Here is a 12,004-nt window from a genome sequence, read left to right as displayed (position 1 = left end):
TACCTGAGCATTTACGCTCTGTGTGATTGCGCGCTCATTATTTGCAGCCGCACGTGCGCAGTGCCGCGGCGACCGCGTCGAGCGCGGGCCGCGCCTGGATCGTGTCGCTGCCGTTGGTCATCAGAGCGAACACCAGGAGCCTGCCGTCGGTGTCGAGCACGACGCCCGCGAGCGAGTTGATCCCCGCCAACGGCAGCGTGCCGGTCTTGGCACGGACCCAGCCGCGGCCACCGGCGGCGGGCTGCCCGGCGGCGAACCGGCCTTCCAGCGTCCCGCTGCCGCCCGCGACCGGCAGCCCGCCGAGCATGGGCCGCAGTTTCGCGGACTTCTCGTCCTTGCCGTCACCGGCTGCCGCCGCGAGGACCTTGGCCAGCAGCAGCGAAGTGGTCTTGTTGCTCGTCGACATGCCGCTGCCGTCGAACAACTCGGCGCCGGTGACGTCGAACCCGTTCTCGGCCAAGACCTTCAGCGTCGCCTTGTGGACGCCCTGGAACGACGGTTCCTCGCCTGCGGCGATCGCGACCTCGCGGGCGACGACGTCGGCGAGGACGTTGTCGGACGCCTGCAGGAACTGGTCGACCAGTTCGGTCAGCGGCGCGGACCGAACCTCGCCGAGGACCTGGGCGTCGGCGGGCGCGGTGACCTCGGGGCTGGCCGCGACGCTCGCGCCGATCCGTTTGGCGAACTCGGCGGCGACCGTACGCGGCGGGTTGGCGCTGCGCGGGCTCTTGTCCTTGGTCGGGTCCTGCCGGGCGCCGTCCATCATCAGCGGTGTGATCGGCGAGATGTAGCCCTCGGCGACGTCACCGGGAAGCACACCGGGAGCGAGGTTGTCGGCGGTGTACCGCGTGCGGTCGAGGAAGACCTGGCTGACCGGCCCCTTGGCCTTCACCTGCGCGACGAGGTCGTCGAGCCGCGGTGAACCGGGGAAGACGGAGTTCTTGCCCGCGGGCAACGAGTTCAGCGTGCCGTCCCCGCCGCCGACGACGATGACGCTGCCGGGCTGCGGACCGGCGACGACCTTGGTGCTGAACTGCTGGCCGTGCGGCAGCTTGAGCAACGCGGCAGCGGCGGTGAGCAGCTTCGTGGTCGACGCGGGCGTGAGCGGCGTGTTGGACGCCTTGTTCCACAGGACATTTCCGCTGGCCGGGTCGATCACAGTGCCGGTCAGCGTGCCGAGCGCGGCATTGCCCGCCGGACCGGCGAGCACGCCCTGCACACCCTGCTGGGTCGGGGCGGGAGCACCGCCGCCCGCACCCTTGATGGAAGGCGTGAAGGCCACAGGCGAAGGCGGCGGGGCAACAGCCTCATCGGCGTCGGAACCGCCGAGCCCGAGCTTCGCCCTGACGCCGGGTACGAAGAAGACGACCCCGGCTCCGAGCGCGATCACAAGGACGAGAGCCGCGAGGACGAACAAGCCCTTGCGCGGTCGCTTGCCCTTGGGAGTGTCGCCATCGGACGGTGGCGCGGGCGGATCGTCGTCGGACCCCAACGGGAACGGCGGCTCAGTCTCCTCGGCAGGCGGGCGCACGGGTTCGGTGCGGATGGTCGCCGCGAACTGCCCGTGGTCGACGGGTTTGCCGGAAGTCTCAAGCCCCGCGGGCGGACGCACGGGTTCGCCGCCCGGCCGCGTGGGCGCGTCAGGCCTGGCACCCGGCGGCCGCATGGGCTCGCTGCGGGTGGGAACAGCGAACGGCCCTTCCCCGGAGGTCTCCAACCCCATCGGCGGGCCGGCCATGGGTCGCTGCGGAGGCCGCATGGGTTCACTGCGCGTCGGCGCGGCGAACGGCCCCTCCCTGGCAGTCTCCAAGCCCCTGGGACCTTGCGGTGGCCGCTGCTGACCGCCGCCGGGCTGCCGCAACGGCTCACTGCGCGTCGGAGCGGCGAAAGGCCCTTCGCCGGAGGATTCGAGGCCCATGGCCGCGGCGCCCCTGGGCAGTTGCGGAGGCCGGATCGGCTCATTGCGAGCCGGGCCACCTGACTCCGGCTGCTGCGGACCAGGCCTGGCACCACGCCGGTCCTGTGGCCGCATCGGCTCACTGCGAGTCGGACCATCGAACGGGCCCGGCTCCTGCCGCTGCGACTCATTCCGCACCGGGCCTGCGATCGGCCCCTCACCCGAGGATTCCAAGCCCACGGCCGCGGCGCCCCTGGGCAGTTGCGGAGGCCGGATCGGCTCATTGCGAGCCGGGCCACCTGACTCCGGCTGCTGCGGACCAGGCCTGGCACCACGCCGGTCCTGTGGCCGCATCGGCTCGCGCGTCGGGGTGAAAAGGGAACCTTCGCCCGATTCCGGCGTGGCGTTCTTCGGGCTGCCGCCCGTTTCGCGCTGCGGTTGCGGTGGCTGTACCGGCAGGCTGCGCATCGTCGCCTCAGCCGAGCTGTCGTCGGCAGCCGCCGGTTCGTCAGCGCCGTGCCGCACTGGCTCGTTGCGGGCCGGGGTGGAGAATCGCCCGTCGCCCGCGGACTCCAGGCCAGCCCTGGATTCACGGGGCGGCCGGGCGGCCTCGCTGGGCCACGCCTCCGCTGAGACCTCGCCGGAACGGTCCGGATCTTGCGGCCGGACAGGCTCGCTGCGGGCCGTCGACTCCGCCGCGCTGTCACCGGTCGTGTCAGCCTCAGGCGGGTTCTTCGACGCGCTGCGGGTCGTGGGAGCGAACAGCGACTGGCTGAAGGCCTCGGCACCCGGCTCGCTCCGGACAGTCGCTTCGCTCTCACCGGATTCGGCCGGCGCGCTGCGGCTATGCGGCGTGAACAGCGACTCCGGCTGGGCGTCGGAGGCCTGCGGGCCGCGCGTGAGGTCCTCGGGGCGAGGGGGCGGCGAGAACAGCGGCTGGCTGAATGGCTCGAACTCGCCACCTTTGTCCTGCGGCTCCGCCGGCCCGGGTTCCTGGGCGCCCTTACCCGGCTGGGCGACGGGTTCGCTGCGTGCCGTCGACTCGGCCGCGCCGTCACCCGGCTGCTCCTGCGGCGCTGCGTCACGAGCCGGCTCCGGGGACGACGGTTCGGCCTCGACCGGTTGCGGGCCGTAATCAGCCGACTGGGCTTCGTCTGCCGGTGGTTGCACCGGCTCTGTACGTGCCGTCGCCTCGGCGGACTCGCTGCGCGGCGGCTTGGCGGCTTCGGGTGACTCGGCCCGGTCGCCGTCGGGTGGCCGCGGGGTGAACAGCGACGGCGCGCTCACCGTCGTTTCACCTGAACCGGTGACAGGGGGATTCTTTTCACCGGCAGGGTCCGTAACCGGTTTCGGGTTCTCGGTCTTCTTCCTCGGGTCACGGGGTTCGATGCGGACCGGGGCCGCGCGGGGTGGTTCGCCGGGTGATTCGAACCACGTTGAGGCGCCCGGCGGCGGGTCGCTCTTGAGCTGCGCGGGGCGGGGAGGACGGCCGGGTTCGATGCGCATGGGCATCGCGCGCGGCGGTTCCTGCGGTGTCGCGCGCTGCGGCGGCGACTCCGGTTTATCCGGGTCTACCTGCGGAAAACCGGGCGCGGGTCGGTCGTCGTCCGCCGTCGGCCACGCCGGGTTGTCCTGGTCTGGCACTGGTGTTCTCCCTGTCGAACATCACATCGGTCACCGACCGCCGTGATGCCGGCCGAGCGCGAGTCGTAGTCCAGACTAGTGGCGAGCACTGACCAAAGATGATGAGCGAGGAACAGGCGTGGAGTTCGACGTCACGATCGAGATCCCCAAGGGCGTACGCAACAAGTACGAGATGGACCACGAGACTGGGCGGATCCGGTTGGACCGGACTCTGTTCACCGCCACTCAGTACCCGGCCGACTACGGCTTCGTCGACAACACGCTCGGCGAGGACGGCGACCCGTTGGACGCGCTCGTGCTCGTGCAGGAGCCGACGTTCCCCGGCTGCCTGATCCGCAGCCGCGCGATCGGCATGTTCCGCATGACCGACGAGAAGGGTGGCGACGACAAGGTCCTCTGCGTGCCGGCGGACGACCCGCGTTCGGAGCACCTGCGCGACATCCACCACCTGAGCGAGTTCTACCGGCTGGAGATCCAGCACTTCTTCGAGGTCTACAAGGACCTCGAGCCGGGCAAGAGCGTCGAGGGCGCGACCTGGGTCGGCCGCACCGAGGCCGAGGCCGAGATCAAGCGCTCGTACGACCGGCTCAAGGTCGAACACCCCGAGCACACCGAACACTGACCGGCCACGAGCGAGGGCCCTGCTCCGGGATGGAGCAGGGCCCTCTGTTCTCCGTGGTGGGAAAACCCCAGAACGTCAGTGCATCGCGGCGGCGACGGGCGCCGCCTCGTCGTTCTCCGCGGCCCGCTGCAGACCCGACTTGTTCGACAGCGGAACCTCCTTGAGGAACCAGATCAGCGCGAACGCGACGAGCACGACGATCCCGCCGACCATGAACACAGTGTCCAACGAACTGGCGAATCCGTCGAGCACCGGCCGGGCGTCACGCGGCGGCAGCGAGTTGATGAACTCCGTGTTGTTCAGGTCGAAGCCACCCGCACCGGCCGGGATCGCGGGCAGGCCCGCCGCGGCGCGAGCCGCCGAGATGCGGTCGGCCACGATGCCGAACAGGATCGACAGGAACACCGCGGTACCGACCGTGCCGCCGATGGACCGGAAGAACGTCGCCGACGAGGTCGCCACGCCCATGTCCTTGGCGGGCGCGTCCGCCTGGATCGCCAGCAGCAGGCTCTGCATGCACAGGCCGAGACCGATCCCGGCGAGCAGCATGATCAGCATGGTCTGCCACAGCGCGGTGTCCGTGCCGATCTGGGCGAACAGGAACAACGCGGCCGCGGTCGCGCCGAGGCCGACGATCGGGAAGATCCGGTAGCGCCCGGTCTTCGAGGTGATCCGGCCGCTGCCCATCGCCGCGACCAGGATGCCGAACGTCATCGGCAACGTCATCAGCCCGGACTGGGTCGGTGTCGCGCCCTTGACGATCTGCAGGTACAGCGGCAGGGACATCATCATGCCGAACATGCCGACGCCCATGATGAAGTTGATGACGTTGGTCAGCGCGAACACCGGCCGCTTGAACAGCCGCATCGGCAGCAGCGCCGCGTCGCCCATCAACCGCTCGACGAACACGAACGCCACGAGGCCGATCACACCGGTCGCGTACATCGCGATCGACGCGCCGGAGCCCCAGCCCCATTCACGGCCCTGCTCGGCCACGATCAGCAACGGCACCAGGCCCACGGTGAGCGTGCCCGCGCCCCAGAAGTCGATGCGCTGCGGCACCTTGGTGTGCGGCACGTTCAGCACCCGGCTGACCACGGCCAGCGCGACGAGCGCGATCGGCACGTTGATCAGGAACACCCAGCGCCAGCCGGTGATGCCGAGGAACGTGTCGAAGCCGGCGAACATGCCGCCGACGAGCGGACCGGCCACACTGGACAGCCCCCAGATGCCCATGAAGTAACCGGTGTAACGGCTGCGCTCGAGCGGCGAGGTGATGTCGGCGATGATCGCCAGCGCGAGCGACATCAGGCCACCGGCACCGAGGCCCTGCACCGCGCGGAACGCGGCCAGTTCGTACATCGAGGTCGCGATGCCCGAGAGCAACGAGCCGACCAGGAAGAACGTGATCGCCGTGAGGTACATCGGCTTGCGGCCGAAGATGTCCGACAGCTTGCCGTACAGCGGCGTCGAGATGGTCGCCGTGATCAGGTAGGCCGTGGTCGCCCACGCCTGGATGGTCTGACCGTGCAGCTGGTCAGCGATGGTCTTCATGGCCGATGCCATGATCGTCTGGTCGAGCGCCGCCAGGAACATGCCGAGCATCAGCCCGGACAGGATCGTGAGGATCTGGCGGTGGCTCAGCGCGCCGGACCGCGGTGCGGCTTCCCCAGCGGCGGCTGTCGCCTGGTCGGACATCAGTTCTCTCCTTTGGAGCGCGCCACGAGCTCGGCGTGCTCGTTGATGAAGGTGGGGATGTAGCGCTCGTGGTCGGCCACGAACCGTTCGAGCAGTTCCACGAACCGCTCGCGGTCGTCGGCGGGCCAGTGCGCGAGCATCCGGGCCAGCGAGCAACTGCGCTGGTGATGACGGGTCTCCAGCAGGACCCGTGCCTTATCTGTGACGGCGAGCAGACTGGCTCGCCCGTCCGCCGGATCGGCGCGGCGTTCGATCAACCCCTCTTTGACAAGCCCGGCGACCTGCCTCGAGATGGTCGAGGGGTCCGAGTACACCGCTTCGGCGAGCACGTTCGACCGGGACGGACCGATCTGGTTGAGCGTCCCCAACAGCAGCATCGACGTCTTGTCGATGCCCACCTTGCTCAGCTGGGAGGCCACCGACGCCCACTGCCTGCCGAGCCCCGTCATCGCGCTGCCCAGGCGCGACCCCAACTCGATTTCGGCCTGGCCGGGCTGTGTGCCCGTGGTGGTGTCCTCGTCCGTGCCGAGCATGCCAACCCCTGACTTGCTTGCATCACCCAATTACTTGCTCGATACAAGCATGCGCTTGGCCACGTTATTCCGGCAACCGAATTACCTGCGACTCAAGTCACACGAATCCCCTCGTGAGTGGTTTGGCCGGTTCTAACCGGCCAAACCACTCACGAGGCTTGACCTGCGGCGCGGGCGAGCGCCGCCGCGCCGATGGCGACGGCGTGGTCCCCGAGCTCCGCGGGCTGGATGACGAGGTCCGCGTTGGTCGGCAGCACGGTCGCCCGCACGGTCTCCCGGCACGTGGGTTCCAGCAAGTCCCACGCACCGATCACGCCACCGCCGAGCACCGCGATCTGGCTGTCCAGGACAGTCGCCACGACAGCGATCGCCTGCCCGAGCGCGGCCCCGGCCTCAGCGAAGACACGCACCGCGTCCGCGTCGCCGTTCCGCGCCCGTTCGGCGACCAAACCGGCTCTGATACCCGCACCATAGCGTCGGCTGATGGACAACCCGGACGCCACCGACTCGAGGTGCCCACGAGCGCCGCACGTACAGAGTTCGGTGCCGAAGCCCGGCGTGTGGCCGATCTCCCCCGCCCCGCCGCCCGCTCCACGCAGCAGGACGCCGTCGCTGATCAACGCGCCGCCGATGCCCGTGCCGACCGTGATGCCGAACGCGTGCCGGTAGCCACGCGCCGCTCCGGCCGTGGCCTCGCCGTGCAGGAAGGCGTTCGCGTCGTTGTCGACGACCACCGGCAGGCCCAGTTCCCTGCCCACGCCCTCAGTGAGATTCGTCCCTTCCCAGCCGGGGAAGACCTCGGTCGTCGCGGCGACCGCGCCGCTCGGGTCGATCACGCCGGCCGCGCCGATCCCGATGCCCTTGGCGTCCGCGGCCAGCTCAGCGGCCATTTCTATCGCCGTGGCAAGGATCTTGCCCTTCGGCGACTCCGCGCGCCGACTGTCCACTATGCGCAGTTCGTCGTCGCACCGCACGAGCTGGATCTTCGTGCCTCCGATGTCCACACCAAGCCAGCTCAATGGATACTCGCGATCATGGGAGTTCGGGTGGAGATCAGTGTCGAGTCGATCAACGGCGTGCGGATCGCGGCGCGCAACGGCGCCGACCGCGTGGAGCTGTGCGGCGCGCTGTCCGACGGCGGGCTGACGCCGAGCCTGGCGCTGACCGAACTGGCCGTGCGGCACGCCGGAAGCACCGAGGTGCACCCGTTGATCCGGCCGCGTCCCGGTGACTTCCGGTACGACGCCGACGAGGTCGCGGTGATGGTTGGTGACATCCGGGCCCTCGTCGCCGCCGGGGCGCACGGTGTCGTGATCGGCGCGCTCGGCGACGACGGTCTGCTGGATCCCGTGTGCGAGAAGCTGATTGGGGCGGCCGATGGCAGGCCGGTCACGCTGCACCGAGCGATCGACGTGAGCTCGTCGCCGCGCCAGGTGCTCGACCAGGCGATCCGGATGGGGTTCGAACGGGTGCTGACCTCCGGGCAGCAGCGGTCGGCGCTGGACGGCGCACCGGTGATCAAGTCGCTGGTCGAGCAGGCGGCCGACGCCGTCCAGGTGATGGCGTGCGGTGGTGTCCGTGCCGGGAACGTCCTCGAAGTCGTTGCGGCGACCGGGGTTTCCGACGTCCACGCGGGCGCTCGCCAGCCTGTTCGCGGAGCCGCGGGCGGGGCGGTGTCGTACGCGGGCGTCGGCGTGCCGGAGGGCTTCGACCACTTCGACACGGACGCCGACGGTGTCGCGGCGTTGTGTTCGGTCATCCGCGGCTAGCCCGTCGTTCGCGCTGCTCGACCGGGTCGGGCACGGGGGCGGCGGCGAGCAGCCTGCGGGTGTAGTCCTCTTGCGGCGCGCCGAACACGTTCGCCCTGCTGCCCTGTTCGACGATCTTGCCGCGGTGCATCACCACGACCCGGTTGGCCAGCATGTCCACGACAGCGAGGTCGTGGCTGATGAACAGGCACGAGAACTTCAGCCGTCGTTGCAGGTCGAGGAACAGCTCCAGGATGCTGGCCTGCACCGAGACGTCCAGCGCGCTCGTCGGCTCGTCCGCGATCAGCAGGTCGGGGTTGAGCGCGAGCGCCCTGGCGATGCTCACGCGTTGCCGTTGCCCACCGGACAACTCGTGCGGGTAACGCTCCCGCGTCGCTGAGCCGAGTTCGACCGCGTCGAGCAGTTCGTCGACCCGCTTGCGCTGGTCCTTGGCCTTGTGCAGGACAAGCGGCTCGGCGATGCACTCCGCGATGGTCATCCTCGGGTCCAAAGAGGACGCCGGGTCCTGGAAGATCATGCCGATCCGCGCGGTCAACGGCCGCATCTTGCGGGCGGACAGCTTCGCGATGTCCTGCCCGAACAGCTCGACGCTGCCCGCGGTCGGTTTCTGCAGGCCGACCGTGCACCGGCCCGCGGTCGTCTTGCCCGAACCGGACTCGCCGACCAGGCCGACGACCTCGCCCTTGCCGATCTGGAACGAGATGTCGTCGACGGCCCGCTGGCCGCCGAACGAAACCACCAGGTTGCGCACGTCCAGCACGGGTTCGGTGACTTCTTCTGCCTGCCGCGCGCCGCTGCCCAGCCGCGGAACCGCTTTGAGCAGGCGTTTGGTGTAGTCGTGGGAGGGCCGCAGCAGCACGTCCTCGACGCCGCCCGTTTCCACGACCGCGCCCCGGTACATCACGACGACCCGGTCGGCCAGGTCCGCGACGACGCCCATGCTGTGCGTGATCAGCACGATCGCCGTGCCGAGCCGGTCCCTGAGCTCCCTGAGCAGGTCGAGGATCTCGGCCTGGACGGTGACGTCGAGCGCGGTGGTCGGTTCGTCGGCGATGATCACCTTGGGGTCGCAGGCGATCGCCATCGCGATCATCACCCGTTGCCGCATGCCGCCGGACAGCTCGTGCGGGTACTGCTTGAGGCGGTGCTCCGGGCGGTCCAGCCCGACCATGGTCAGCAGCTCGACGGCCTTCTGTTTCGTGTCAGGGACTTCCCTGTGCAGTGAGATGGCCTCGGTGAGCTGCCAGCCGATCGTGTGCACGGGGTTGAGCGCGGTCATCGGCTCCTGGAAGACCATCGCGATCTCGTTGCCGCGCAGTTCCCTGAGCTCCTTGCCCGACAGCCCGCGCACGTCGCGCCCGCCGAGCACGATCCGTCCGGCGACCTTCGCCTTGCGCGGCAACAGGCCCAGCGCGGACATCGCGGTGACGCTCTTGCCGGAGCCGGACTCGCCGACGACCGCGACGACTTCGCCCGGCCTGACCTCGAAGCTGACCGCCTTGGTCGCCTCGACGTCGCCGAACGTGATGGAAAGGTGGTCATAGCCGAGCATCAGCGGCCCTCGAATCTCACGTCGAACGCGTCCCGCAGCCCATCGCCGATGAAGTTGAAGGCGCACACCGTCATCACGATCAGCAGACCAGGCGGCAGGATGAGCCACCACGCGCCGTCGTGGGCGTAGGTCAGGCCGTCGCTGAGCATGCCGCCCCAGTTGGCAGCGGGCGGCGGAATCCCCAGGCCGAGGAAGCTCACGTACGCGACCAGCAGAACAGCGTCCGCGATCTGGAACGTCACGTTGACGATGACGGTGCCGATGGCGTTCGGGATGATGTGCTTGCCGATGGCACGAACGCTGCCGCCGCCCATCACCTTCATCGACTCGACGTAGGCCCTGCTGCGCAACGCGATCGACTCGGCCCGCATGAGCCGCGCCGGAACGAGCCACGACACGAACCCGATGACGAGGATCAGCATCGGCACACTCGGCGTCGCGATCGCGGCGGCGACGACAAGGAGGAACAACGCTGGGATCGCGATGCCCGCGTCGACGATCCGCATCATGACCGCGTCGACCCAACCGCCCGCGTAACCGGCGACAGTCCCCCACAGCGTGCCGATCAGGGTGGCGAGCAAACCGGCGGCCAACCCGATGATCAGGGAGGTCTGCCCGCCGAGCATGAGCCTGCCGAGCAGGTCGTAGCCGAGGTCGTCGGTGCCGAGCGGGTGCCCGTTGACGCCGGGCCCGAGCTTGCTGTCGGCGAGGGACGTGAGCGTCTGCTCGGTGTGGTAGACGAGCGGGCCGACGAAGCAGAACAGGATCAGCAGCCCGAGAATCGTGATCCCGACGACCGCGAGCTTGTTGCGGCGGAACACCCTCAGCCGCCGTGCGGTTGGTCCGCTCATGCCTTCACCCGCCTTGTCCTCGGGTCGATCAACGCCTGCGCGACGTCAGCCAGCAGGCTTCCGGTGACGGTGGCGACGGAGATGACAAGCACGGTGCCGAGCAGGATGGGGAAGTCGCTCGTCTGCGCGGCGTTCCAGAACAACAAACCCATCCCGGGGTAGTTGAACAGCTTCTCGGTGACGAGCGCGCCACTGAACAACACCGGCAGGTAGTAACCGAGCATCGCGACCAATGACGTGAGCGAGTTCTTCAGCACGTGCCTGGTGACAATCCTTGTCTCGGAAGCACCCTTGGCCCGCGCGGTCCGCACGTAGTCCTCATCGAGATTGTCCACAACGGACGACCGGAGATACCGGCTGAACACCGCCAGCACAACCCCAGCCCCGGTGAGCACAGGCAATACAAGCGCTTGGGAATCCGCGAAGATCCCCCCGAGCGTATCGGCCTGCGGCGCCTCGACCGGGAACCACGCGGCGTTGATGGCGAACACGATGATGAACACGAACCCGACAAGGAAGACCGGCGTGGAGTAGATCAGCAACGTGAGCGCGCTCAACAGGTAGTCAGTCGGCCGGTTGCGCCGCACGGCCTGCCACACCCCAAGCGGAATCGCGACGAGCAAAGCCACGAGCGTGCTCAGGACAGTCAGGACGAGGGTCTTCGGCAGCCGCTGCCCGATCAGGTCGGCGACGCCCTGGTTGAGCTGGAACGACTCGCCGAGATCGCCCTGCAGCAGGCGCCCGAGGTAGTGCAGGTACTGGATCGGCACGGGCTGGTCGAAGCCCTGCTCGTGCTCGAACGCCTGGATCTGGTCCTCGGTCGCCTGGATGCCGAGAATGCCGCGCGCGGGACCACCGGGAATCTGGTGCAGCAGGAAGAAGACGACAACGGTGACAACGAAGATCACCACAACCGCCTGGACAACCCGCCAGAAGAGGAACCTAGCCACGCCACATCCCCACACCATCCGGCCGCCTCTGCGACAGCACGCGCAGAGGTCGCCTTCGCGGTTGGTTCCCTTCCGTATGGCCTGGGCGAAGCCCAACCACACGTGTCAAGGGGTCCGCCTGCTCAACCCGGCCAGGCTGGGAACCCAACAGATCCCCTTGACGCGTGTGGTTGCCTCCGGCAGGCCATGCGGAAGGGAACCGACCGCGCCCACTCACCCCGACGACCAAGCCGCGCCCAAGGCCGGAACCCGCACCGCCTCGTTCCCTTTCGGTGGTCTGCCGTCCGGCGAGGACTCTCTTTTCACCCGCAAGCGCCTGTGCCACTCGGGGTTTCCCGAGTGGTTGGTCTTCGGGGCGTGGCGCTTGGCCCTGGCGCGGTTTTCCGGGGGAAAGATGCCTCGCCGGCGGGCAGACCACCGAGCAGGAGCCCTTGCCGGTGTTCTTCCTGCCCATACTCGAGATCTTTCGGGGTTCCAGGGCGCGGGCG

At 69.0% G+C, this 12,004-nt stretch carries 9 protein-coding genes; 2 read left to right on the top strand and 7 right to left on the bottom strand.

Features of this window, described 5'->3' with window-relative positions:
- Positions 1–37 precede the first annotated feature (37 nt).
- Entirely contained in the window at positions 38–3,184 is a 3,147-nt protein-coding gene (dacB, locus tag AOZ06_RS02170) for a D-alanyl-D-alanine carboxypeptidase/D-alanyl-D-alanine endopeptidase (protein WP_169798836.1), read from the bottom strand.
- A 475-nt stretch (positions 3,185–3,659) separates the two neighbouring features.
- Here dacB and AOZ06_RS02165 point away from each other — a divergent pair, with 475 nt between their 5' ends.
- The gene (locus AOZ06_RS02165; RefSeq protein ID WP_054287858.1) at positions 3,660–4,163 is read left to right on the top strand and encodes an inorganic diphosphatase; all 504 of its coding nucleotides are present in this window, start codon (positions 3,660–3,662) and stop codon (positions 4,161–4,163) included.
- Between the two features lie 75 nt (positions 4,164–4,238).
- Here the strand turns inward: AOZ06_RS02165 and AOZ06_RS02160 are convergent, their stop codons facing one another.
- The 3 genes from AOZ06_RS02160 to AOZ06_RS02150 all read right to left on the bottom strand — a co-directional run bounded on the left by AOZ06_RS02160 (position 4,239) and on the right by AOZ06_RS02150 (position 7,398).
- Positions 4,239–5,861 (bottom strand): MDR family MFS transporter, encoded by a 1,623-nt coding sequence (locus AOZ06_RS02160; RefSeq protein ID WP_054287857.1) that lies wholly within the window; start codon positions 5,859–5,861, stop codon positions 4,239–4,241.
- A complete protein-coding gene (locus tag AOZ06_RS02155; RefSeq protein WP_063809946.1) occupies positions 5,861–6,394 on the bottom strand; it encodes a MarR family winged helix-turn-helix transcriptional regulator in 534 nt (177 codons plus the stop codon). The genes AOZ06_RS02160 and AOZ06_RS02155 overlap by 1 nt, the downstream gene beginning before the upstream one ends.
- A gap of 149 nt (positions 6,395–6,543) precedes the next feature.
- Entirely contained in the window at positions 6,544–7,398 is an 855-nt protein-coding gene (locus AOZ06_RS02150) for an ROK family protein (protein WP_054287856.1), read from the bottom strand.
- 30 nt (positions 7,399–7,428) lie between these two features.
- Between AOZ06_RS02150 and AOZ06_RS02145 the strand changes: the two genes are divergently transcribed.
- Positions 7,429–8,163: a copper homeostasis protein CutC gene (locus AOZ06_RS02145; RefSeq protein WP_063809944.1), complete on the top strand. Its 735-nt coding sequence runs from the start codon at positions 7,429–7,431 to the stop codon at positions 8,161–8,163.
- Here the strand turns inward: AOZ06_RS02145 and AOZ06_RS02140 are convergent.
- The 3 genes from AOZ06_RS02140 to AOZ06_RS02130 are packed head-to-tail and all read right to left on the bottom strand — an operon-like array spanning position 8,150 to position 11,516.
- The gene (locus AOZ06_RS02140; protein ID WP_054287854.1) at positions 8,150–9,715 is read right to left on the bottom strand and encodes an ABC transporter ATP-binding protein; all 1,566 of its coding nucleotides are present in this window, start codon (positions 9,713–9,715) and stop codon (positions 8,150–8,152) included. The genes AOZ06_RS02145 and AOZ06_RS02140 overlap by 14 nt on opposite strands.
- Positions 9,715–10,566, bottom strand: a complete 852-nt coding sequence (locus tag AOZ06_RS02135; RefSeq protein ID WP_054287853.1) for an ABC transporter permease — start codon at positions 10,564–10,566, stop codon at positions 9,715–9,717. The genes AOZ06_RS02140 and AOZ06_RS02135 overlap by 1 nt, the downstream gene beginning before the upstream one ends.
- Complete coding sequence (locus AOZ06_RS02130; RefSeq protein ID WP_218921921.1) at positions 10,563–11,516, bottom strand: ABC transporter permease; 954 nt, start codon at positions 11,514–11,516, stop codon at positions 10,563–10,565. The genes AOZ06_RS02135 and AOZ06_RS02130 overlap by 4 nt, the downstream gene beginning before the upstream one ends.
- Positions 11,517–12,004 lie beyond the last annotated feature (488 nt).

This window comes from Kibdelosporangium phytohabitans (genome assembly GCF_001302585.1).
Taxonomy (GTDB): Bacteria; Actinomycetota; Actinomycetes; order Mycobacteriales; family Pseudonocardiaceae; genus Kibdelosporangium; species Kibdelosporangium phytohabitans.
The sequence above is the reverse complement of the archived record's forward strand: the minus strand, read 5'-3'. Positions and strand labels throughout refer to the sequence as shown.